This window comes from Streptomyces flaveolus (assembly GCF_044765825.1).
Taxonomy (GTDB): Bacteria; Actinomycetota; Actinomycetes; order Streptomycetales; family Streptomycetaceae; genus Streptomyces; species Streptomyces flaveolus.
The window spans coordinates 151,418-174,175 of the sequence record NZ_JBIWKU010000007.1 but is presented as its reverse complement, the minus strand read 5'-3'; the positions used below and the strand labels follow the sequence as shown (position 1 = coordinate 174,175).

At 73.6% G+C, this 22,758-nt stretch carries 22 protein-coding genes; 12 read left to right on the top strand and 10 right to left on the bottom strand.

Translation table 11 applies throughout. From position 1 onward, the window contains the following. Positions 1-84: 84 nt before the first annotated feature. The 5 genes from ACIRG6_RS22445 to ACIRG6_RS22425 all read right to left on the bottom strand — a co-directional run bounded on the left by ACIRG6_RS22445 (position 85) and on the right by ACIRG6_RS22425 (position 5,058). Positions 85-948, bottom strand: a complete 864-nt coding sequence (locus tag ACIRG6_RS22445; protein ID WP_403324222.1) for a phosphatidylinositol-specific phospholipase C/glycerophosphodiester phosphodiesterase family protein — start codon at positions 946-948, stop codon at positions 85-87. A 182-nt stretch (positions 949-1,130) separates the two neighbouring features. Further along, entirely contained in the window at positions 1,131-2,213 is a 1,083-nt protein-coding gene (locus ACIRG6_RS22440; protein ID WP_364682242.1) for an acyl-CoA dehydrogenase family protein, read from the bottom strand. Continuing rightward, a complete protein-coding gene (locus ACIRG6_RS22435; RefSeq protein WP_364682240.1) occupies positions 2,210-3,427 on the bottom strand; it encodes an acyl-CoA dehydrogenase family protein in 1,218 nt (405 codons plus the stop codon). The genes ACIRG6_RS22440 and ACIRG6_RS22435 overlap by 4 nt, the downstream gene beginning before the upstream one ends. Then, positions 3,424-4,395, bottom strand: coding sequence for an NADPH:quinone oxidoreductase family protein (locus ACIRG6_RS22430; protein WP_403324219.1), 972 nt, complete (start codon positions 4,393-4,395; stop codon positions 3,424-3,426). The genes ACIRG6_RS22435 and ACIRG6_RS22430 overlap by 4 nt, the downstream gene beginning before the upstream one ends. Positions 4,396-4,485: 90 nt before the next feature. After that, a complete protein-coding gene (locus tag ACIRG6_RS22425) occupies positions 4,486-5,058 on the bottom strand; it encodes a helix-turn-helix domain-containing protein (protein WP_403324216.1) in 573 nt (190 codons plus the stop codon). Positions 5,059-5,139: 81 nt separating this feature from the next. Here ACIRG6_RS22425 and ACIRG6_RS22420 point away from each other — a divergent pair, with 81 nt between their 5' ends. The 5 genes from ACIRG6_RS22420 to ACIRG6_RS22400 all read left to right on the top strand — a co-directional run bounded on the left by ACIRG6_RS22420 (position 5,140) and on the right by ACIRG6_RS22400 (position 10,307). Continuing rightward, positions 5,140-6,105 carry an NAD(P)/FAD-dependent oxidoreductase gene (locus ACIRG6_RS22420; protein WP_392146511.1) on the top strand — a complete coding sequence of 322 codons (966 nt, stop codon included), beginning with the start codon at positions 5,140-5,142 and terminating at the stop codon, positions 6,103-6,105. A 483-nt stretch (positions 6,106-6,588) separates the two neighbouring features. After that, complete coding sequence (locus ACIRG6_RS22415; RefSeq protein WP_381685431.1) at positions 6,589-8,127, top strand: ATP-dependent DNA ligase; 1,539 nt, start codon at positions 6,589-6,591, stop codon at positions 8,125-8,127. Beyond that, on the top strand, positions 8,124-8,582 hold the full coding sequence (locus tag ACIRG6_RS22410) for an NUDIX domain-containing protein (RefSeq protein ID WP_364682232.1): 459 nt from the start codon (positions 8,124-8,126) through the stop codon (positions 8,580-8,582). The genes ACIRG6_RS22415 and ACIRG6_RS22410 overlap by 4 nt, the downstream gene beginning before the upstream one ends. A 76-nt stretch (positions 8,583-8,658) precedes the next feature. After that, positions 8,659-10,044 (top strand): NADP-dependent succinic semialdehyde dehydrogenase, encoded by a 1,386-nt coding sequence (locus ACIRG6_RS22405; protein ID WP_403324213.1) that lies wholly within the window; start codon positions 8,659-8,661, stop codon positions 10,042-10,044. Positions 10,045-10,070: 26 nt separating this feature from the next. Then, on the top strand, positions 10,071-10,307 hold the full coding sequence (locus ACIRG6_RS22400) for a DUF6213 family protein (RefSeq protein WP_161163792.1): 237 nt from the start codon (positions 10,071-10,073) through the stop codon (positions 10,305-10,307). Between the two features lie 11 nt (positions 10,308-10,318). Here ACIRG6_RS22400 and ACIRG6_RS22395 read toward each other — a convergent pair whose 3' ends face one another. Beyond that, on the bottom strand, positions 10,319-11,545 hold the full coding sequence (locus ACIRG6_RS22395; RefSeq protein ID WP_350718178.1) for an acyl-CoA dehydrogenase family protein: 1,227 nt from the start codon (positions 11,543-11,545) through the stop codon (positions 10,319-10,321). Between the two features lie 169 nt (positions 11,546-11,714). On the opposite strand from ACIRG6_RS22395, the gene ACIRG6_RS22390 reads away from it, so the two are divergent. After that, positions 11,715-12,371 (top strand): TetR family transcriptional regulator, encoded by a 657-nt coding sequence (locus ACIRG6_RS22390; protein ID WP_318217566.1) that lies wholly within the window; start codon positions 11,715-11,717, stop codon positions 12,369-12,371. Between the two features lie 139 nt (positions 12,372-12,510). On the opposite strand, the gene def is transcribed toward ACIRG6_RS22390, so the two are convergent. Then, positions 12,511-13,050, bottom strand: coding sequence for a peptide deformylase (def, locus tag ACIRG6_RS22385; protein WP_350718180.1), 540 nt, complete (start codon positions 13,048-13,050; stop codon positions 12,511-12,513). Positions 13,051-13,228: 178 nt separating this feature from the next. Between def and ACIRG6_RS22380 the strand changes: the two genes are divergently transcribed. The 6 genes from ACIRG6_RS22380 to ACIRG6_RS22355 all read left to right on the top strand — a co-directional run bounded on the left by ACIRG6_RS22380 (position 13,229) and on the right by ACIRG6_RS22355 (position 19,423). Next, positions 13,229-14,467 (top strand): Mur ligase family protein, encoded by a 1,239-nt coding sequence (locus ACIRG6_RS22380; RefSeq protein ID WP_318217568.1) that lies wholly within the window; start codon positions 13,229-13,231, stop codon positions 14,465-14,467. Between the two features lie 23 nt (positions 14,468-14,490). Further along, a complete protein-coding gene (locus tag ACIRG6_RS22375) occupies positions 14,491-15,219 on the top strand; it encodes a type 1 glutamine amidotransferase (RefSeq protein ID WP_350718183.1) in 729 nt (242 codons plus the stop codon). A 166-nt stretch (positions 15,220-15,385) separates the two neighbouring features. Beyond that, the gene (locus ACIRG6_RS22370) at positions 15,386-16,411 is read left to right on the top strand and encodes a 6-phosphofructokinase (protein WP_239770299.1); all 1,026 of its coding nucleotides are present in this window, start codon (positions 15,386-15,388) and stop codon (positions 16,409-16,411) included. A 184-nt stretch (positions 16,412-16,595) separates the two neighbouring features. Further along, a complete protein-coding gene (locus ACIRG6_RS22365; protein ID WP_318217569.1) occupies positions 16,596-17,546 on the top strand; it encodes a cytochrome c oxidase assembly protein in 951 nt (316 codons plus the stop codon). 58 nt (positions 17,547-17,604) lie between these two features. Further along, a complete protein-coding gene (locus tag ACIRG6_RS22360) occupies positions 17,605-19,239 on the top strand; it encodes a septum formation family protein (protein WP_403324208.1) in 1,635 nt (544 codons plus the stop codon). A gap of 13 nt (positions 19,240-19,252) precedes the next feature. Continuing rightward, positions 19,253-19,423 (top strand): hypothetical protein, encoded by a 171-nt coding sequence (locus ACIRG6_RS22355; protein WP_225635017.1) that lies wholly within the window; start codon positions 19,253-19,255, stop codon positions 19,421-19,423. 16 nt (positions 19,424-19,439) lie between these two features. On the opposite strand, the gene ACIRG6_RS22350 is transcribed toward ACIRG6_RS22355, so the two are convergent. From ACIRG6_RS22350 to ACIRG6_RS22340, 3 genes are read right to left on the bottom strand one after another with little or no spacing between them, the layout of a single operon-like run. Then, positions 19,440-20,645: a sensor histidine kinase gene (locus tag ACIRG6_RS22350; protein WP_364682224.1), complete on the bottom strand. Its 1,206-nt coding sequence runs from the start codon at positions 20,643-20,645 to the stop codon at positions 19,440-19,442. Further along, positions 20,642-22,402, bottom strand: coding sequence for a sodium/solute symporter (locus tag ACIRG6_RS22345; protein ID WP_391984338.1), 1,761 nt, complete (start codon positions 22,400-22,402; stop codon positions 20,642-20,644). Before ACIRG6_RS22345 ends, ACIRG6_RS22350 begins: the two co-directional genes overlap by 4 nt. Next, positions 22,399-22,758: a hypothetical protein gene (locus ACIRG6_RS22340; RefSeq protein ID WP_239770340.1), complete on the bottom strand. Its 360-nt coding sequence runs from the start codon at positions 22,756-22,758 to the stop codon at positions 22,399-22,401. The genes ACIRG6_RS22345 and ACIRG6_RS22340 overlap by 4 nt, the downstream gene beginning before the upstream one ends.

Below are 22,758 nucleotides of genomic sequence, written 5' to 3'. Positions count from 1 at the left end.
GGCGTTCGGCCGTAAGTGTGGCGTAACGGAGGGTTCCTCCGGGCGGCTGACCTGTCCGCCGAACGTGTGATGTTCCGACGGTGTCTACGCGCCGCGGCGGGCGTCGAGGAACGCCTCGAGCCCCGGGAGGTCGTCGGTGTTGAGGTGGTCGACGCCCGCGGCGAGCAGCTCGCCCCACACCGCGTCCCGGGCGGCGCCCGGCAGGTCGGGGGTGGCCCAGAAGCGCACCCGCTGCCCGCGTCCGTGCGCCGCGCCGACGATGTCCCGCAGCTTGCTCCGCTCGGCCTCAAGGAAGGCGCCGACGCCCTGCCAGGTGAAGTTGAGCGTCCAGTTGTCGCTGATCAGCGGCACGAAGGAGGCCGGGGCGGAGGTACCGAGGTCGGTGAGGCGGCCGTCGTAGAAGGCGCGGCGCGTGCTCTGGGCGGCCATGGGAACGCGGGCGGCGCGGTCGCCGGAGACCACCACCGTGACCGCGCCGGGGTGGACCCGGCCGTGGGCACAGGTGGTGAACAGGTGCTTGTAGCGGCGCAGATGACGGTCGAGTTCCCGATACGTCGCCGCCCCCTCGGTCTTGATGTCGACGAGGAGTTGCAGAGAGCGCCGCTCGCCCCGGTAGACCCGGCCGTGGTGGGCGCGGACGCGGGCGGCGAGCGGGTCGAGGTAGAGGGACTCCAGGGTGCGCGATGGGTCGAGGTCCTCGGGGTCGTGGGCGACGAGGAGCTGGTCACCCACGAGGTAGATGTCGGCCTCGACGCTGCCGAAGCGGTGGTCGAGGGCGTCGAGGAGGGGGCGGGGGTGCTCGTAGTCGTTGTGGGCGTGCGCACGCCACAACGGGCGGGGTCCGTGCGTGCCCTCGGCGGCCAGCGCGGTGCCGGCGGGCAGGGCGACCGCGCCCGCGAGGGCGGCGCCGAGGGTGGTGAGGGCTCTGCGTCGGGTGGTGCGGGCCATGCTCTGCCTCCCTGGAGGTGCCGTACGGGACGCCTGTGAGTATGGGGTCCCGGGGCGCTCGAGGAGCAGAGTCGTGCGGTGAGTTGGCCGGACGGCCGCCGGTCGTTCACTTCGCGGGAGAGGTGCGCCACAGGAAATGCCCGCCCCTCAGGGGACGGGCATCGCTCCTGCCGGGCTGGCCGTCAGGGGGCGCGCAGATCGGCCAGTTCGGCCAGCGCCTCCCGGTGGGCGCCCGCCGTGCCGTGGGCGATGGAGTCGGCCTTGGCCCGCTTCAGATAGAGGTGGACCGGGTGCTCCCAGGTCATCCCGAGGCCGCCGTGCAGCTGCAGCGCCTCCTCGGCGACGTGGACGGCGACCTGGGCCGCGTACGCCTGGGCCACGGCGACGGCCACGTCGGCGTCCTGGCCGGTCGTCAGCGCGTCGGCCGCGTTGCGGGCGGCGGCGCGCAGTCCCGCGACCTCCAGCCACAGCCGGGCGAGCCGGTGCTTGAGTGCCTGGAAGCCGCCGACCTGGCGGTTGAACTGCTTGCGCTCCTTGAGGTAGCGGACCGTCTCGGTCAGCAGCCAGTCGGCGAGGCCCAGTTGCTCGGAGGCCAGCAGTCCGGCCCCGGCCCGCAGGGCGCGCCGCACGGCGGGCTCCGCGTCGCCGAGCCGGCGTCCCGGCGCCCCGTCGAGGGTGACCGTCGCCACCGGCCGGGTCAGGTCCAGGGACGCGCGCGGGGTGACGGTCGCCGCGTCGGCGTCCACCGCGTACAGGGCGCCGTCGTCCGCCGGGACGAGCAGGACGTCGGCCACGGCGGCGTCGGCGATGCCGGTCAGCTCCCCGTGCAGCGTGCCGTCTTCGACCCGTACGGTCGCGAAGGCGGCGCCCGGCGCGGTGTGCAGGCCGACGGCCAGGGCGCCGATCCGGCGTCCGGAGGCCAGCTCGCCGAGCAGGTCCTCGGCGCCGCAGGCCAGCAGGGCCTCGGTGGCGACGACGGCACTCGTCAGGTAGGGCACGGGCGCGACGGAGCGGCCCAGTTCCTCCAGGGCGACGGCGGCCTCCCGGTGGGTGGCACCCTGTCCGCCCTGGGCCTCGGGCACCAGGAGCCCGGCCAGACCCATGCCCTCGGTCAGCGCCTTCCACAGTGCGCGGTCGTGGGGCGCGTCGGACTCGGTGCGCGCGATGACGCCCGCCGGGTCGCAGTGGTCGGTGAGCAGGTCCCGGACGGCGGCGCGCAGCGCCTCTTCCTCCTCCGAGTACAGCAGATCGGGCTGTGCGCTCATCGGGCCAGGTCCTTCCAGGCGACGTCCTTGTCGGTGCGCGGTTCGGCGGGCAGGCCGAGGACGCGCTCGGCGACGATGTTCAGCAGGACCTCGCTGGTCCCGCCCTCGATGCTGTTGCCCTTGGAGCGCAGGTAGCGGTACCCGGCTTCGCGGCCGGTGAAGTCCACCAGCTCGGGGCGGCGCATGGTCCAGTCGTCGTACAGCAGGCCCTCCTCGCCGAGGAGTTCGACCTCCAGGCCGCTGATCTCCTGGTTGAGGCGGGCGAAGTTCAGCTTCATGCCGGCGCCCTCGGGGCCGGGCTGGCCGGCCGACAGCTGCTGGCGCAGCCGTACGCCCGTGAGCCGGGCGACCTCGGCCTCGACCCACAGGCCGAGCAGCCGCTGGTGCAGGTCGTGGGTGCGCAGGTCGGGGCGTTCCCGCCAGGTCTCGGCGATCTTGCCGATCATGCCGCCCTCGCGGGGGATCGGGGTACCGCCGATGGCGACGCGTTCGTTGTTCAGCGTGGTCTGCGCGACCCGCCAGCCGTCGCCGACCTCGCCGAGGCGCATGGCGTCGGGGATGCGGACGTCGGTGAGGAAGACCTCGTTGAACTCGGCCTCGCCGGTGATCTGGCGCAGCGGCCGGACCTCCACGCCGGGGTCGGTCATGTCACAGAGGAAGTAGGTGATGCCCCGGTGCTTGGGCACGTCCGGGTCGGTGCGGGCGATGAGGATGGCCCAGCGGGCGAGGTGCGCGCTGGAGGTCCACACCTTCTGCCCGTTGACGACCCACGTTCCCCCACTCTCGGCTTCGCCCGAGCGGGAGGGGCCCCCATCCTCGCGGACGGCGCGGGTGCCGAGGGCGGCGAGGTCGGATCCGGCGCCGGGCTCGCTGAAGAGCTGACACCAGACCTCCTCGCCCGTCCACAGCGGGCGCAGCAGCCGGCGCTTCTGCTCCTCGGTGCCGTAGTGGAGGATCGTCGGCGCGGCCATGCCGAGGCCGATGCCGATGCGCCGCGGGTCGTTGTCGGGGGCTCCCGCGGCCGCCAGCTCGGCGTCGACGACGGCCTGGAGGGAACGGGGGGCGCCGAGTCCGCCGAGGCCCTCGGGGTAGTGCACCCAGGCGAGCCCGGCGTCGAAGCGGGCCCGGAGGAAGTCGAGGCGGTCGGTGCCGGCCGGCGGATGGGCGGCCAGCAACTCCTGTGCGCGTCGGCGCAGTTCGTCGGCGTCGGTCATTCGGCGGCTCCCTTCTCCAGGACGACGGCCACCCGGCCGGTCGTCTTCCCGTCGGCCACCCGCTGCACGGCGTCCGCAGCACCGTCGAGCGGCACCCGCTCGCTCACCAGCGGCTTGATGCCGCCCCGCGCGGCCAGTTCGGTGAGCTGCTCGTGGCAGTGCTGGACCAGCTCGGGGTTCTTGGTGTTGTACAGGCCCCAGTGCAGGCCGAGGACGGCGTAGTTCTTCACCAGGGCGTGGTTCAGCGCGGGGTTGGGGATGGTGCCGCTCGCGAAGCCGACGACGACGATCCGGCCCTCGAAGGCGACGGTCTTGGCGGACTGGGTGTAGGCCTCGCCGCCGACCGGGTCGTAGATCACGTCGGCGCCCCGGCCGCCGGTGGCCTCCTTCACGGCGGCGACGACGTCCTCGCTCCGCCGGTCGATCACCACGTCGCAGCCCAGCTCGCGGGCGACGGCGGCCTTCTCCGCGCCGCCGACGACACCGATGACCCTGGCCCCGGCGGCCTTGCCGAGCTGCACGGCCGCGCTGCCGACCCCGCCGGCGGCGGCGTGGACGAGCAGGGTCTCGCCGGTCTCCAGCCGGGCCCGGCGGTGCAGACCGAACCAGCCCGTCTGGTACCCGATGTGCAGGGCGGCGGCCTCGGCGTCGTCGAGGGCGTCCGGCGCGGGCAGCAGGGCGCGGGCGTCGGCCACGGCGTACTCGGCGAAGCCGCCGTGAGGCAGCGCCGGGTTGGCGATCACGCGGCGCCCGTCCTCGGTCTCGCCGCAGACCTCCACGCCGGGGGTGAACGGCAGAGGCGGCCTGACCTGGTACTGGCCCCGGCACAGCAGCGCGTCCGGGAAGTTGATGTTCGCGGCCCGGACCCTCAGCAGGACCTGGCCGTCGCCGGGCGTCGGGGGCGGCACCTCACCGAGGCGCATCGCCTCGCTCGGCTCGCCGTTCTCGTGCACCTGCCATGCCTGCATGCGGGGCCTCCACGCGACTGTCGGTCCGGGTTCTCCCGCATACTAAGCGGTCGCTTGCCGATCAGGGAACAGGTGACGGCAGGTCGTCCGTCACGGCCGGGCGGGCCGGGCGCGTACGTGCATCCGCTCCCCCTGCGGGCCGAACAGGCTGAGGAACTCGACCGGCCCCTCCCCCGTCGAGCCGAACCAGTGCGGCACCCGGGTGTCGAACTCGGCCGCCTCCCCCGCGCCGAGCACCACGTCGTGCTCACCGAGCACCAGGCGGAGCCGGCCGGAGAGGACGTAGAGCCACTCGTACCCCTCGTGGGTCCGCGGGTCCGGCTCCTCCTTCCGCTGCGGCTCCAGCACCTTGAACGCCTGGAGGCCGCCCGGCTGGCGGGTGAGGGGCCAGTGGGTGCGGCCGTGGCGCACGACGGGCCGGGCGCGTACCCGGGGGTCGCCGACGGGTGGGGCACCGACCAGCTCGTCCAGCGCCACCTGATGGGCCTGGGCGATCGGCAGCAGCAGTTCGAGGCTCGGCTTGCGCAGGCCCGACTCCAGCCGCGACAGGGTGCTCACCGAGATGCCGGTCGACTCGGACAGGGCGGCGAGGGTGACCTCGCGCTCCTTGCGGATCTGCCTCAGCCGCGGTCCGACTCCCGCGAGTACGTCGTCTGCAGTCATGGGTCCATTCTTGCAGGAACGGCAAATAGGTTTGTCGATCCGGTGGTCTCGGGGCGACCTTCTGACCAGGAGGTGGTCACCATGACCGAGAAGCAGGACCTGACCGGGAAGTACGACGTGATCGTCGTCGGCGGCGGCGCGGCCGGGCTGTCGGCCGCGCTCGTCCTCGGCCGGGCGCGGCGGCGCACCCTGGTCGTCGACGCCGGTGAGCCGCGCAACGCGCCCTCGGACCACATGCAGGGGTACCTCACCCGGGACGGCATGTCGCCCGCCGAGTTCCTGGCGCTCGGCCGGGAGGAGATCGCGCGGTACGGCGTCGAGCTCGTCCGGGACCGCGCGGTGGAGGTGACCCGGGGCGAGGACTTCGCCGTGGAGCTGGCGGGCGGGCGGACCGTGCGCGCCCGCCGGCTGATCGTCACCACCGGCCTGAAGGACGAGCTGCCGGACGTCCCCGGGGTCGCCGAGCGCTTCGGGCGGGACGTGCTGCACTGCCCGTTCTGCCACGGCTGGGAGGTCCGCGACGAACGCTTCGGCGTCCTCGCCACGAGCCCGCTCAGCGTCCATCAGGCGCTGATGGTGTCCGGGTGGTCGGACGACGTGACCCTGTTCCTGCACACGGTCGCCGAGGAGGAACTGTCCGACGACGACCTGCGCCGACTGTCCGCGGCCGGGGTGAAGGTGGTGCCCGGCGAGGTCGCGGGACTGCGCGTCGAGGACGACCGGCTCACCGGCGTCCGGCTGGCTGGGGGCGCCCCCTCCGGGGGAGGTTCCGTCCACGACCGCTCGGTGCTCTTCGTCGCCCCGCGCGCCGTGCCGCAGACCGGCCTGATGGAGCGGCTGGGCGCGGAGCTCCAGGAGACCCCGTTCGGCGCCTACCCCGTGGTCGACCCGACGGGCCGGACCACCGTGCCGGGCGTGTGGACCGCGGGCAACGCGCTGGGCTTCGCCGAGCAGGTCGTCCACGCGGCGAGCGGCGGCTACCGCGCCGCCTCCGCGATCGTCGGCGACCTGATCATGTCGGACCTGGACGCACGCGTCGACGGATAGCACGCGGACGCGCACCGCCGGCGGCAGGGCCGACCGCCCCCGGAAGGGCCCCCCGCGCCACGGACCGACGGCGTGGCAGCACCTGGTCCTGGATGCGGCGGGCGATCCGGCCGCAGCGCGGGGCACCGGGGCCGGCTCCGTGGAACCGGCCCCGGGGCTCGCACCGGCGCCCGGCACGCCGGCGGCAGGGCCGACCGCTCCCGGACGGGCCCCCCGCGCCACGGACCGACGGCAGCGCGAGCCCCGGGGCCCGGCTCCGTGGAACCCCGGCGCCCGGAGCGCCCTGAGCGGCCGGCGCCACGCTCGAGGCGCGGGCTTTCGGCTCCCGGGCTCCGGGCGGGCCGGATCACCGGCCGCGGTCTCCGCGCCCCGGTGGCGGCCGGGCCGTCCCGGGGGCTCCGCGGCGGGGCGTCGGCCGAGGAGGCCGTGCGTCCGTGCGTCCGTGCGGGTGTAGGCCCGGCCCTCCCGGTGCACCATGGCTGCATGCTGCTTGCCCGGCTGGCCCAGGTGTCACGGGAGGTCGCGGCCACGTCGGCGCGGTCCCGGAAGACCGCCCTGCTCGCGGAGCTGTTCCGGGAGGCGGAGGCGGAGGACGTACCGGTCGTCATCCCGTATCTCGCGGGACGCCTCCCCCAGGGCCGGATCGGCGTCGGCTGGAAGGTGCTCGGCGAGCGGGTCGCGCCGGCCGCCGAGCCGAGCCTGACCGTGCGCGACGTGGACGCCCGGCTCACCGAACTCGGCGCGGTCTCCGGTGCCGGTTCGCAGGCCGAGCGGTCGCGGCTGGTCGGCGAGCTGATGGGCGCGGCCACCGAGGACGAGCAGCGCTTCCTGCTGGGGCTGCTCACCGGCGAGGTGCGGCAGGGCGCCCTGGACGCGGTCGCCGTGGAGGGGCTGGCCCTGGCGACCGGCGCGCCGGCGGCGGACGTGCGGCGCGCGGTGATGCTCGCGGGCTCGTTGCAGGCCGTGGCCGAGGCCCTGCTCGCCGACGGACCCGACGCCCTGGCCCGGTTCCGGCTCACCGTCGGCCGCCCGGTGCTGCCGATGCTGGCGCACAGCGCGTCCTCGGTCGCCGAGGCGGTCGGCAAGCTGGGCGGCTGCGCCGTAGAGGAAAAGCTGGACGGCATCCGTGTGCAGGTGCACCGCGACGGCGGCACCGTACGGGTCTACACCCGCACCCTGGACGACATCACCGGCCGGCTCCCGGAGGTCACCGCGGCCGCCCTCGCGCTGCCCGGGGAGCGGTTCATCCTGGACGGCGAGGCGATCTCCCTCGACGCGGACGGGCGCCCCCGCTCGTTCCAGGAGACCGCCGGACGCGTCGGCTCCCGCACCGACGTGACCACGGCCGCGCGGGCCGTCCCCGTCTCCGCGGTGTTCTTCGACGTGCTGTCCGTCGACGGCCGCGACCTGCTCGACCTGCCGCTGACCGAGCGGCACGCGGAACTGGCCCGGCTCGTCCCGGAGCCGATGCGGGTGCGCCGCACCCTGGTGGCGGGGCCGGACGACACGCCCGCGGCCGAGGAGTTCCTCGCGGGGACGCTCGAGCGCGGTCACGAGGGTGTCGTGGTCAAGGGGCTCGACGCCGCCTACAGCGCCGGCCGGCGCGGCGCGTCCTGGCTGAAGGTCAAGCCCGTGCACACCCTCGACCTCGTCGTCCTGGCCGCCGAGTGGGGACACGGCCGCCGCACCGGCAAGCTGTCCAACCTCCATCTGGGCGCCCGCGCCGCGGACGGCTCGTTCGCCATGCTCGGCAAGACCTTCAAGGGCATGACCGACGCGCTGCTGACCTGGCAGACCGGGCGCCTGCGGGAACTGGCCGTCGAGGAGCACGGCTGGGGCGTGACCGTACGCCCGGAACTCGTCGTCGAGATCGCCTACGACGGCCTCCAGCGCTCCACCCGCTACCCGGCCGGCGTCACCCTCCGCTTCGCCCGCGTCGTGCGCTACCGCGACGACAAGCGCCCCGAGGACGCGGACACCGTCGAGACGCTCCTCGCCGCCCACCCCGGGGTGACCCCGTGAGGCGCAGCGCGGGCCTGCTGCTGCACCGCCCCGGCGACGGGGGCACCGAGGTGCTGCTGGGCCACATGGGCGGCCCGTTCCACGCCCGCCGCGACGCCGGGGCGTGGACGATCCCCAAGGGCGAGTACGACCCGGCGGAGCCCGCCTGGGAAGCGGCCCGGCGCGAGTTCGAGGAGGAGCTCGGCCTGCCTCCGCCCGACGGCGAGGCGGTCCCCCTCGGCGAGGTCCGCCAGTCCGGCGGGAAGGTCGTGACGGCATGGGCCGTCGAGGCCGACCTCGACCCGGCGACGATCGCCCCCGGCACCTTCCGCATGGAGTGGCCGCCGAGATCGGGCCGGATCGAGGAGTTCCCGGAGCTGGACCGGGTGGCGTGGTTCACGGTGGACCGGGCGCGCGAGGTGATCGTGAAGGCGCAGGCCGCGTTTCTCGACCGGCTGGCTGAGCACTCGCACTGACGAGACCCTCCGCGTTGCGGCACCCCCCGCCGCGCGCCAAGGTCGAAGCACGAGTCTGCACCCAGGGAGGTCGGCCATGCCCATCGCGACGGTGAACCCGGCGAACGGCGAGACGCTCAGGACGTACGAGGCCATGGGCGAGGAGGAGATCGAGCGCCGGCTCCAGCTCGCGGAGGCCACCTTCCGCACGTACCGGACGACGGCGTTCGAGCAGCGGGCCCGGCTCATGCACCGGGCGGCCGACATCCTGGAGGCGGACCAGGACGAGATCGGCAAGGTCATCACCACCGAGATGGGCAAGCCGGTCAAGCAGGCCCGCGCGGAGGCGGCCAAGTGCGCCAAGGCGATGCGCTGGTACGCCGATCACGCCGCGGAGCTGCTCGCCGACGAGGAGCCCGCCGAGGCGGACGTGAAGGACTCCGGCGCCTCCCGTGCCCTGGTGCGCTACCGGCCGCTCGGCCCGGTGCTCGCGGTGATGCCGTGGAACTTCCCGCTGTGGCAGGTGATCCGCTTCGCCGCGCCCGCGCTGATGGCGGGCAACGTCGGCCTGCTCAAGCACTCCTCGAACGTCCCGGGGACCGCCCTGTACCTGGAGGACCTGTTCCACCGCGCGGGCTTCCCCGAAGGCTGCTTCCAGACGCTGCTGATCGGCTCCGCCGCCGTGGACGACATCCTGCGCGACGAGCGCGTGCGGGCCGCCACCCTCACCGGCAGCGAGCCCGCGGGCCGCGCGGTCGCCTCCACCGCCGGGGAGATGGTCAAGAAGACGGTGCTGGAGCTGGGCGGCAGCGACCCGTTCGTCGTCATGCCGTCCGCCGACATCGACCGGGCCGCCGAGGTCGCGGTGACCGCGCGCACGCAGAACGCCGGGCAGTCCTGTATCGCCGCCAAGCGGTTCATCGTGCACACGGACGTGTACGACGCGTTCGTCGAGCGCTTCACCGAGGGCATGAAGGCGCTGACGGTCGGCGACCCGATGGACGAGGAGACCGATGTCGGGCCGCTCTCCAGCGAACAGGGCGTGACCGATCTGGTGGAGCTCGTCGAGGACGCGGTGCGCGGCGGCGCGACCGTGCTGTGCGGCGGCGAACGCCCCGACGGTCCCGGCTGGTACTACCCGCCGACCGTGCTGGCCGGCATCACCCGCGAGATGCGCATCCACCGCGAGGAGGCCTTCGGTCCGGTCGCCACGCTCTACCGGGCGGCCGACCTGGACGAGGCCGTGCTGATCGCCAACGACACGGACTTCGGGCTCAGTTCCAACGTGTGGACCCGCGACGGCGCCGATGTGGACCGCTTCGTCCGGGACCTGGAGGCGGGCGGGGTGTATGTCAACGGGATGACGGCGTCCCACCCGGCGTTCCCGTTCGGCGGGGTCAAGCGGTCGGGCTACGGGCGTGAGCTGTCCGGGCACGGAATCCGGGAGTTCTGCAACATCACCACCGTATGGCACGGGGCGTGAGGGTTCCGGGGCTACGATCCCTTTTTGTGACCCGCGAAGTGACCCTGCCTCTGATCGTCGACGACCGCGGCACCCTGCAGGTGTCCGCGGCCGACGTGAGCAAGCTGCTGCGCACGGTGGGCGGGCGATGGCTGAGGCTGGTGGAGGCCGGCGAGGAGGGTCTGGACGAGGACACCGTGGCGGCCCTCACCATCGAACTCGCCAAGCTGGCCGACCGCATCGACGTGGCGTGCATCGCCCACAGCAGCGGCCAGTCCTCCTGACGCCCGCCCCGCTAGCGGATCGGCATCCCCGCCAGGGTCCGCGCGATCACCAGCCGCTGGATCTCGCTGGTGCCCTCGAAAATCGTGTAGATCGCGCTGTCCCGGTGCATCCGCTCCACCGGGTACTCCCGGGTGTAGCCGTTGCCGCCCAGGATCTGGATCGCCTGAGCGGTCACCTTCTTCGCCGTCTCACTCGCGAACAGCTTGGACATCGAGCCCTCGGCGGCCGTGAACGGCTTGCCGTTGACGGCCATCCAGGAGGCCCGCCACACCAGCAGCCGCGCCGCGTCGATCGACGTGCGCATGTCGGCAAGCTGGAAGGCGACGCCCTGGTTGTCGATGATCGGGCGCCCGAACTGCTCGCGGGTCTGGGCGTACTCGAGGGCGACCTCGTACGCGGCGCGGGCGGTGCCGACCGCCATGGCGCCGACCGCCGGGCGCGAGGCCTCGAACGTGGCCATGGCCGCGTTCTTGACCCGCTCGCCGCCCTTCTTGGCCTTCTCCCGGGCGCGGGCCAGGCGCGCGTCCAGCTTCTCCTTGCCGCCGAGCAGGCAGGAACCGGGGACGCGCACGTGGTCGAGGACGACCTCGGCGGTGTGCGAGGCGCGGATGCCGTGCTTCTTGAACTTCTGCCCCTGGGACAGCCCCGGCGTGTTCGGCGGGACGATGAAGGAGGCGTGGCCCTTGGAGCCCAGCTCCGGGTCGACGACCGCGACGACCACGTGGACGTTGGCGATGCCGCCGTTGGTCGCCCAGGTCTTGGTGCCGTCGAGCACCCACTCGTCCTTGGCCTCGTCGTACACGGCGCGGGTGCGCATGGAGGCCACGTCGGAGCCCGCGTCGGGCTCGGAGGAGCAGAAGGCGGCGACCTTGACGTCGTTGGCGTCGCCGTACATCTGGGGGATCCAGGTGCCGATCTGCTCCTCGGTGCCGTTGGCGAGGACGCCGACGGCGGCGAGGCCGGTGCCGACGATGGACAGGGCGATGCCGGCGTCGCCCCAGAAGAGCTCCTCCATCGCCATGGGGATGCCGAGGCCGGTGGGGTCGAAGTACTGCTGGGCGTAGAAGTCGAGGGAGTAGATGCCGACCTTGGCGGCCTCCTGGATGACCGGCCAGGGAGTCTCCTCACGCTCGTCCCATTCGGCGGCCGCGGGGCGGATGACGTCGGCGGCGAAGCCGTGCAGCCAGTCCCGGACCTCCTTCTGTTCGTCGTTGAGCTCCATGGTGAACTCGGCCATGTCCCCTCCAGTGACGCACGTGCATGTTACTTGCGGTAACGCGAGTCTGTTACCGGCGGGTAGGAAAAGTCAACTCCCCGGGACCCCTCGCCCTCCCGTTCGATGCGCGGTGCCCGCCGGGTGTTAGTTTGCGCAGGCGTCACCGAATCAGCACGGGTGGGGAGAGCACATGGACACCACGCAGCGGACCGATCAGCAGCGGTCCGCCGACCGCCGACGGCGCGAGCTGCTGGAGGCCGCCGACCGGGTGGTGCTGCGCGACGGTCCCCAGGCCTCGATGAACGCCATCGCCGCCGAGGCGGGCATCACCAAGCCGATCCTCTACCGGCACTTCGGGGACAAGGGCGGCCTGTACGCCGCCCTGGCCCAGCGGCACACGGACGCCCTCCTCGCCTCGCTGCGGGCCGCCCTGGACGCCCCGGCGGACCGACGCAAGCGCGTCGAGGCCACGTTGGACACCTATCTCGCGGCCATCGAGGCACGCCCGCAGGTGTACCGCTTCCTGATGCATCCGGCGGAGGCGAGCACCGCCGCGGGCGACCAGACCGAGCAGGGCTTCGACGTGGGCAAGCACTCGGCGCCGCTGCTGCGCCGCATGGGCGAGGAGCTGGGCAAGGTCATCGAGGAGCGCCTCGACATGGGCCCCGGCAGCGAGCGGCTGGCCCGGGTGTGGGGGCACGGCATCGTCGGCATGATGCACGCCGCCGGCGACTGGTGGCTGGGCGAACGACCCTGCTCCCGCGCGGAGTTGGTGACGAGTCTGGCGGATCTGCTGTGGGGCCGGCTGTCCGCGGCCGGGGACAAGGTGGGCGGCCCGGGGTTCTGACACCCGGCGGGTGGCCCAGGCGTGCCCGAGGGCCGGGTCGCGGCGGAAGAGGGGCGCAGCAGCCGGGCGTACTGGTCGGCGCCGCACGGCACGTCCAGGTCCGTGTACGGGGTGGTGGTGAGCGCGCCGGCCGGCGCCCTCAGCGGCTCCAGGACGCCCGCGCCACCTGCCTCATCAGCTTGCGGTGGCGCCGGCCCGACAACCGGTCGGCGTAGATCCGGCCCTCCAGGTGGTCGCACTCGTGCTGGAGGCACCGGGCGAAGAATCCCGTCCCGTGCACGGTGACGGGCTCCCCGGTCACCGTGAAGCCCTCGACGACCGCGTGGTCGTGGCGCTCGGTGCCCGCCTCCAGGCCGGGCAGCGACAGACAGCCCTCCGGCCCGCGCACCACCACCCCGTCCGCCTCGACGAGCCGCGGGTTCACCACGTGGCCGAGATGACGCACGTCCTCGTCGTCCGGGCAGTCGTACACGAAGACGCGTACCGGTTCGCCGATCTGGTTGGCGGCCAGGCCGACGCCGTGGGCGGCGTACATCGTCGCGAACAAGTCCTCCACCAGCGCCGCGAGTTCCGGACCGAAGTCCGTCACCTCGTCGCAGGGGGTGTGCAGGACGGGGTCGCCGAGGAGACTGAGGGGCCGTACGCGCCCGTGGACGCCCGGGATGGAGCCGTGTCGCATGACGGTCAGAGTAAGGTCCCTGTGTTCCCCGACGGCACGCGCCCACCGTCGGGACCGTGTGGCCGGTGCCGCGATTCGGGAGTGCGAATGGATCTCGATAGGCTGAGGTCCACACCACGTGGCCGTCAGGCTTCCCAGCTTCAGGCGCGGCGCGTACGGCAAGGAGGATCGAGAACTGATGGCAGGCAACTCGGACCCGCTCACGCCGCGGGCCAAGATCGCCGTGACCGCGGGCAAGGCGGTCGCAGCGGCGTCCCGTGCCGCCGGGCGCGGCAGCGGTTCGGTGATCGGCGGCCGGGTCGCGCTGAAACTCGACCCCGACCTCCTCGCCCGGCTCGCCCAGCACCTGGACGTGACGCTCGTCTCGGCGACCAACGGCAAGACCACCACCACCCGGCTCATCGCCGAGGCGCTCAAGGCGGCCGGTCCGGTCGTGTCCAACGCGCTCGGCGCCAACATGCCGGCCGGCATCACCTCGGCGCTCGCGGGCGGCTCGGACGCCCGGTACGGCGTCATCGAGGTCGACGAGAAGTACCTCGTCGGCGTCGCCCAGGCCACCGACCCGAAGTGCATCGCGCTGCTCAACCTCTCCCGCGACCAGCTCGACCGCGCCGCCGAGACCCGGATGCTCGCCGAGAACTGGCGCGAGGGCCTGGCCGGTTCGAAGGCCGTGATCGTCGCCAACGCCGACGACCCGCTGGTGGTGTGGGCCGCCTCCTCCTCCCCCAACGTGATCTGGGTCGCCGCCGGGCAGATGTGGAAGGACGACGCCTGGTCCTGCCCGTCCTGCGGCGGTGTGATGCAGCGTCCGGGCGACGACTGGTTCTGCGGCGAGTGCGGCTTCCGCCGTCCCACGCCGAGCTGGGCGCTGTCCGGCGACCACGTGCTCGACCCGCACGGCTCCGCCTGGCCGATCCACCTCCAGCTGCCCGGCCGCGCCAACAAGGCCAACGCCGCCTCCTCGGCCGCCGTCTGCGCGGTCTTCGGGGTGCCGCCGCAGGTCGCCCTGGAGCGGATGTACCAGGTGCAGGCGGTCGCCGGGCGCTACGACGTCGTCCAGTTCGAGGGCCGCGACCTGCGTCTGCTGCTCGCCAAGAACCCCGCGGGCTGGCTGGAGACCTTCTCCCTGATCGACCCGCCGCCGACCCCGGTGATCCTCTCGGTGAACGCGCGCGGCGCCGACGGCACCGACACGTCCTGGCTGTGGGACGTGGACTACACCCGGCTGACCGGCCACCCGATCTGCGTGATCGGCGACCGCAAGCTGGACCTCGCGGTGCGCCTGGAGGTCGCGAACCAGCAGTTCCAGGTGTGCGAGAACCTCGACCAGGCGGTGCAGCTGTGCCCGCCCGGCCGGATCGAGGTCATCGCGAACTACACCGCCTTCCAGGACCTGCGCCGCCGCGTCGGCAACTGACCGCGAGACTTCAGGGGATTTTCGTGAGCGACAACCAACTGCGGATCGTCTGGATCTACCCGGACCTGCTCAGCACGTACGGCGACCAGGGCAACGCCCTCGTCGTGGAGCGCCGGGCCCGCCAGCGCGGCCTCGACGTGGCACGGCTCGACGTGCGCAGCGACCAGCCGATCCCGACCTCCGGCGACATCTACCTGATCGGCGGCGGCGAGGACCGTCCGCAGCGGCTCGCGGCCGAGCGGCTGCGCCGGGACGGGGGCCTGCACCGGGCGGTGGAGAACGGCGCGATCGTCTTCTCCGTCTGCGCCGGCTACCAGATCCTCGGCCACGAGTTCATCAACGACCTCGGCCAGCGCGAGCCGGGCCTCGGCCTGCTCGACGTGGTCTCGACCCGCGGCGAGGGCGCCCGGTGCGTCGGCGACGTCCTCGGCGACATCGACCCGCGCCTCGGCCTGCCCCCGCTGACCGGCTTCGAGAACCACCAGGGCGTCACCCACCTCGGCCCCACCGCCCGCCCGCTCGCCCAGGTGCGCTTCGGCAACGGCAACGGCACGGGCGACGGCACGGAGGGCGCGTACAACGACACGGTCTTCGGCACGTACATGCACGGGCCCGTGCTGGCGCGCAACCCGCTGATCGCGGACCTGCTGCTGAAGCTGGCCCTCGACGTGAACGCGCTGCCGCCGACCGACGACCGGTGGTACGAGGCGCTGCGCAACGAGCGCATCGCGGCGGCCCAGCAGCCTTCCTGACGCCCGCAAACCGGCCCGTCTGATGATGCATCCGCACAGGTGAGCGGGTACGTCCAGTAGGCGGACGCACGGTTCGGCCCCGCCCCCCTGTACCGCTAGGGTGGCGGGGAATCGAACCGGACAGCGCGGTCCGGACCCGTGCCACGTTGAGAAGGTAACTCGGGCTATGCGCATTGGTGTCCTCACGTCCGGCGGTGACTGCCCCGGCCTGAACGCCGTCATCCGGTCCGTCGTGCACCGCGCCGTCGTCGACCACGGCGACGAGGTCATCGGCTTCCGGGACGGCTGGAAGGGCCTCCTGGAGTGCGACTACCTCAAGCTCGACCTCGACGCCGTCGGCGGCATCCTGGCCCGCGGTGGCACCATCCTCGGCTCCTCCCGGGTCCGTCCCGAGCATCTGCGGGACGGCGTGGAGCGGGCCCGCGGCCATGTCGCGGAACTCGGACTCGACGCGATCATCCCGATCGGCGGCGAGGGCACGCTGAAGGCGGCCCGGCTGCTGTCCGACAACGGCCTGCCGATCGTGGGCGTGCCGAAGACCATCGACAACGACATCGCGGTCACCGACGTCACCTTCGGTTTCGACACGGCCGTCACCGTCGCCACCGAGGCCCTGGACCGGCTCAAGACCACCGCCGAGTCCCACCAGCGGGTGCTCATCGTGGAGGTCATGGGCCGTCACACCGGCTGGATCGCGCTGCACTCGGGCATGGCGGCCGGCGCCCACGCCGTCGTCGTCCCCGAGCGGCCCTTCGACATCGACGAACTGACCGCGAAGGTCGGCGAGCGGTTCTCGGCGGGCAAGCGGTTCGCCATAGTGGTGGCCGCGGAGGGCGCCAAGCCGAAGGCGGGCACCATGGACTTCGACGAGGGCGGCAAGGACGTCTACGGCCACGAGCGCTTCGCCGGGATCGCCCGCCAGCTCTCCGTCGAACTGGAGGAGCGGCTCGGCAAGGAGGCCCGGCCGGTGATCCTCGGACACGTCCAGCGGGGCGGGACGCCGACGGCGTACGACCGGGTGCTGGCGACCCGGTTCGGGTGGCACGCGGTGGAGGCCGTGCACCGCGGGGAGTTCGGGATGATGACGGCCCTGCGCGGGACGGACATCGCGATGGTGTCGCTGGCCGAGGCCGTGGAGACGCTGAAGACGGTGCCGGACGCGCGGTACGACGAGGCGGAGTGCGTGCTCTGACCCGCCGGGTCGAGCTCGGCCCGTGAAGTGGTCCGCGGGCTGCGGGCCGTGTGTGGCTTGTCGCGCAGTTCGCCGCGCCCCTGACGGGGCGCTGACGCGCCCCCGGTGACAGGAGTCGCCGGGGGCGGTTCTAGTCTTGGTCCGGACAAGCAGCGCTCAACCCCCACGAAACAGGAGCCGGCGGATGGATCACAGCGGGCACGGCATGATGATGGATCTGCCGCCGTTCACGCTGGGGCGAGGTCTCGGCTGGTCGCCGGACCCCTTCTTCCTGATCGCCTGCCTGGTGGGCCTGGCGCTGTACGGCTGGGGTGTCGTCCGGCTGACGCGGCGCGGTGACAAGTGGCCGGTGGGACGGACCGTCGGTTTCGTCGCCGGTGTGCTGAGCATCGGGCTGATGATGTGCACCAGGCTGAACGACTACGGCATGGTCATGTTCAGCGTGCACATGGTGCAGCACATGGTGATCAGCATGGTCTCGCCGATCCTGCTGCTGCTCGGCGCCCCGATCACCCTGGCGCTGCGGGCGCTGCCCACGGCGGGCCGGGGCCGCAAGGGGCCGCGCGAGCTGCTGCTGATGCTGCTGCACAGCCGGTACATGCGGATCATCACGCACCCGGTGTTCACCATCCCGCTGTTCATCGCGAGCCTGTACGCGCTGTACTTCACCCCGATCTTCGACTTCCTGATGGGCTCCAAGGTCGGGCACGTCGGGATGATGGTGCACTTCCTCGCCGTCGGCCTGGTCTTCTTCTGGCCGATCATGGGCGTGGACCCGGGCCCGCACCGGCCGGGCTACCTGATGCGGATGCTGGAGCTGTTCGCGGGCATGCCGTTCCACGCGTTCTTCGGCATCGCGCTGATGATGGCGTCCACCCCCATGGTCGACACGTTCCGGAACCCGCCCGCGTCGCTGGGCATCGACGCGCTCTCCGACCAGAACGCCGCGGGCGGCATCGCCTGGGCGTTCAGTGAGGTCCCGTCCGTGCTGGTGCTGCTCGCCCTGGTGGCCCAGTGGTACGCGTCGGACCAGCGGCAGGCGCGGCGCACCGACCGGGCCGCCGATCGCGACGGCGACAAGGAACTCGAGGCGTACAACGCCTATCTGGCCTCACTGAACGCACGCGGCAGCTGATCGGGAACCGGGTTCAGTAGCATGACGCCCGTCGGGGGAACCGCCCGGGGGGAGCGGTATGTCACGTCATGCGTCGCCGGAACCACCACCGTCCGAGGTGGGCCGCGTCATCGCCGGCCGCTACCTGCTGCTGCGCCCGCTCGGCGACGGCGGGCCGGTGCGGGTGTGGCTCGCCCACGATCAGAGACAGGCCCGCGAGGTCGTGCTCGAGGCCGTCCGCGCCGGCTGCCGGGTCACGCCACGGCCGCACGGCCGTCCGCACACGGTGACCGTGCACGACGCGGTGGAACACGAAGGCCGGTGCTGGGCCGTCACGGAGCACGTAGCGGGCGCGGTCGACCTGCGGCAGCTGGTGGCCCGGCGCGGCCCGCTGGCTCCGGCCGAGTGCGCCCGGGTCGGGCTGGCCGTGCTCGCCGCTCTCACCGCCGGGCACGCGTGCGGGGAGCCGTACCGGGGCGTGTCACCGACGGACGTCCTGCTCGCTCCCGACCGCGCCGGCGTGCCCTACGGGCGGATCCTGCTGACGGGGCACCGCGCCGCGGGCCCGGAGGGCGACGACGGCCTGTTCTCGCTCGGCCGCACGCTGTACTACGGCGTCGAGGGCCGTGATCCCTTCGATCCCGAGTCCGGGGTACCGCGTCCACCGGTGCGGGCCGGTGCGCTGCGTCCCCTGCTGGACCGGCTCCTCGCCCGCGATCCGGGGCTGCGGATCACCGCCGCCGAGGCGGAGGCGGAACTGGCGTGGATCGTCACCCCGCAGACCGATGCGGGCCTCCGGCCGGGGACCGACCCGGCATCCCAGCCGCCCTGGACCGCGGTGGCCCCGCCCGTGCCCGCGCCGGACGCGCCCGCCCCCGCGGCCCACAGACGCCGGCGTCCGCTCTCCCGGCCTCTGCGTGCCGCCCTGGCCGGGGCCCTCGGTGCGGCCCTGGCCCTCGGCGGCGTCTGGTACGCCCTGGCCGACCGCGCGGCCGAGGGGACGGGGATGCCGTACGGCGACGCCGTGGGGCTCGTGGCGCCGCTGGAGGACGGGGACTGCGTCCGCGCCGACTGGCCGGGCGGGGTCCGGTTCTCCGGCACGCCCCGTCTCACCCTCGACGCGGCCTGCCGGGGCGGGGCGCCCGACGGGCAGGTGATGGCGTTCGTGCCCGCGTCGTCCCCCGAGGAGGCCCGGGAGCTGGGGCCGGCGCGGTGCGAGCAGCGGACGCAGGAGGTCCGGGGGCGGCTGGCCGGGGTGCGCGGCGTCGCGGTGGTGCCGGCCGGGGACGGTTTCGAGGCCGCCGGGCGGCGCACCGCCTGCCTGGTGCTGGGCGCGTACGGGCCGGTCTACGGGCCGCTCGGCCGGCACCGCGAGCCGGGGTCGGTGTTCGCCGACACCGCAACCATGCAGCGGCGGGACTGTCTGGACCTGCGCTCCGCGCGGGAGGTACGGCTGGTGTCCTGCGCGGGCCCGTACGACGAGCAGGTGCTCGGCTTCACCCGGCCGGCCGCCGGCGTCACGCCCGCCGAGGCCCCCGCCGCGGCGGACGCGGCGTGTGCGCGGGACGTGCCGCCGCGTGACTACGGATTCGACCCCTCCCTGTACGAGGCGGGCTCCCGGATCTCGCCGCGGGCCGGGAAAAACGGTGCACATCTCGCCGTCTGCACCGTGCGACGGCGGAACGGGGGCACCATGGAGGGCAACGGACCATGAGGAGGGTGTCGCGATGCCCGGTTCCACGGACAGTTCCACGAAGACGATGGGGGCGCTCACCATCGGCGGCCTGGTCGCGGTGACGGCCTACACGGTGGCGCTCGGCAGCAACGGCTGGCTGTGGTTCGGCTGGGTCGTCCTCGGCCTGATCACGGTCGGGATGGTCGCCACGCGCAGCACCTGAGCAGCGCCGGCCGCCCTCATTCGCGGCCGAGCCGTCCGGCCGAGTGGACGCCCGGCTGGTACTTGGGCAGCCGGGCGGTGATCTTCATGCCGGCGCCGACGGCGGTCTCGATGACGAGGCCGTGGTCGTCGCCGTAGACCTGGCGGAGCCGGTCGTCGACGTTGGACAGGCCGATGCCGCCCGACGGGCTGACCTCGCGCGCGAGGATGCGGCGCAGCAGGCCGGGGTCCATTCCCGCGCCGTCGTCCTCGATGACGACCAGGGCCTCCGCACCCGCGTCCTGCGCGGTGATCTGGATGTGGCACTTGTCCGACTTGCCCTCCAGGCCGTGCTTGACGGCGTTCTCGACGAGCGGCTGCAGGCAGAGGAAGGGCAGGGCGACCGGCAGCACCTCGGGGGCGACCTGGAGGGTGACGGCAAGGCGGTCGCCGAAGCGGGCCCGCACGAGCGCCAGGTAGTGGTCGATGGCGTGCAGCTCGTCGGCGAGCGTGGTGAAGTCGCCGTGCCGGCGGAACGAGTAGCGGGTGAAGTCGGCGAACTCCAGCAGCAGCTCGCGGGCGCGCTCGGGGTCGGTGCGCACGAAGGACGCGATCACCGCGAGCGAGTTGAAGATGAAGTGCGGCGAGATCTGGGCCCGCAGCGCCTTGATCTCGGCCTCGATCAGCCGGGTGCGGGACTGGTCGAGGTCGGCCAGCTCCAGCTGGACCGACACCCAGCGGGCCACCTCCCCCGCCGCCCGGACCAGGACGGCGGACTCGCGGGGCGCGCAGGCGACGAGGGCGCCGTGCACCCGGTCGTCGACGGTGAGCGGGGCGACGACCGCCCAGCGCACCGCGCAGTCGGGGGTGTCGCAGGTGAGGGGGAAGGCCTCGCCGCGGCCGGTCTCCAGCGGGCCGGCGAGGCGCTCCATGATCTCGGCGCGGTGGTGGGCGCCCACGCCGTCCCAGACCAGGACCTCCTTGTGGTCCGCCAGGCACAGCGCGTCGGTGCCGAGCAGGGAGCGCAGCTTGCGGGCCGACTTGCGGGCGGTCTCCTCGGTCAGGCCGGCGCGCAGCGGCGGGGTGGCGAGGGAGGCGGTGTGCAGGGTCTGGAAGGTGGCGTGCTCGACCGGGGTGCCGAGCCCGCCGAGGTTCTGCGGCCGGGCCGTGCGCCGCCCCAGCCAGAAGCCCGCGGCCAGCAGGGGCAGCACGGCGACGATCAGGCCCGCCAGGAATCCGCTCACGGCGTCACCTCCTCGCGCAGGTCGTCCGCGCGCCGTTCCTCGGTGCGCAGTTCCTCGGTGCCGAGCTCCTCCGGCAGGTGGAAGCGGGCCAGTATCGCCGCCGTCCCGGCCGGTACCCGGCCCGGGGTGGCCAGCGAGACCAGGACCATGGTGAGGAAGCCCAGCGGCACCGACCACAGGGCGGGCCAGGCCAGCAGCGCGTGCAGCGCGCCGCCGCCGCCCGGGAAGCCGCCCATGGTCGCGGCGACGGCGAGCAGGGCGGAGCCGCCGCCCACCAGCATCCCGGCCGCCGCGCCGGGCGGGGTCAGCCGCCGCCACCAGATGCCGAGGACGAGCAGCGGGCAGAAGGAGGAGGCGGACACGGCGAAGGCGAGACCGACGGCGTCGGCCACCGGCAGCCCGCCGACCAGGGCGCTCGCGGCCAGCGGCACGGCCATGGCGAGCAGGGTGCCGAGCCGGAAGTGCGGGACGGCACGGGACGGCAGCACGTCCTGGGTGAGGACGCCCGCGACGGCCATGGTCAGCCCGGACGCCGTGGACAGGAACGCGGCGAAGGCGCCGCCCGCGACCAAGGCGCCGAGCAGGTCGCCGCCCACTCCCCCGATCACCCGGTCCGGCAGCAGCAGGACGGCGGCGTCGGCGTCGCCGGTGAGGGTCAGCTCGGGGGCGTAGAGGCGGCCGAGGGCGCCGTAGACGGGCGGCAGCAGGTAGAAGGCGCCGATCAGGCCGAGGACGGCGACGGTGGTGCGGCGGGCGGCGACGCCGGTCGGGCTGGTGTAGAAGCGCACCACGACGTGCGGCAGGCCCATGGTGCCGAGGAAGGTGGCGAGGATCAGCCCGTAGGTGGCGTAGAGCGGGCGTTCGGTGCGGCTCTCGGCCCGCGAGGGCGACAGGGCGTCGTCGGCGCCGCGTCCGGCGGCGGGGACCGGGGTGCCCTCGGTGAAGGTCAGGCGGGTGCCGGACCCGATGTGGTGGGTGCCGGTGGGGAGCTGGACCTGGGTGCCGTCGAGGGCGCGGCCGTCCACGGTGCCGTCCACGGTGACGGTGAGCGGCCGGTCGAGCTTGAGGGTGAGGGCGTCGCCGGCCCTGACCGACCGCTGCTCGCGGAAGGTGGCCGGTTCCTCGAAGGCGTGGCCGGGCGCGCCGTCGCCCTGCCAGGCCAGGACCAGGAAGAGCGCGGGGACGAGCAGGGCGGTGAGCTTCAGCCAGTACTGGAAGGCCTGCACGAAGGTGATGCTGCGCATGCCGCCGGCGGCGACGATGGCGACGACGACGACCGCGACGATCACTCCGCCGAGCCAGTCGGGCGCGCCGGTCAGCACGGTCAGCGTCAGCCCGGCGCCCTGGAGCTGGGGCAGCAGGTACAGCCAGCCGACGCCGACGACGAAGGCGCCCGCCAGCCGCCGTACCGCCTGGGAGGCGAGCCGGGCCTCGGCGAAGTCGGGCAGGGTGTAGGCGCCGGAGCGGCGCAGCGGGGCGGCGACGAACAGCAGCAGGACCAGGTAGCCGGCGGTGTAGCCGACCGGGTACCAGAGCATGTCGGAGCCCTGGACGAGGACCAGGCCGGCGATGCCGAGGAAGGACGCGGCGGAGAGGTACTCGCCGCTGATGGCGGCGGCGTTGAGGCGGGGGCCGACGGTGCGGGAGGCGACGTAGAAGTCGGAGGTGGTGCGGGAGACGCGCAGGCCGAACGCGCCGACCAGCACGGTGGCGACGGCGACGAGGGCGACGGCGGGTATCGCGTAGTTCGGGTTCATCGGTCCTCGACGAGGCGGACGAAGTCGCGTTCGTTGCGCTCGGCGCGGCGCACGTACCAGCGGGCGAGGAGGACGAGCGGGGCGTACAGGCCGAAGCCGAGGACGGCCCATTCGAGGCGGCGGGCGTCGGGCATCACCGCGAACAGCAGCGGCAGCGGGCCGACGAGCAGCCCGAGCACGGCGAAGGCGGCGAGTCCGGCGCGCAGTTGGCTGCGCATCAGGGAGCGGACGTAGGTGTGGCCGAGGGTGGTCTGCTCGTCGATCTCGGTGCGCGGGCGGTAGTAGCCGGAGGCCCCGAGGGTGCGCCTGGGCGGGCCGGTGACGGTGACGCGGCGTTCGGCGGGGTCCTGGGGCAC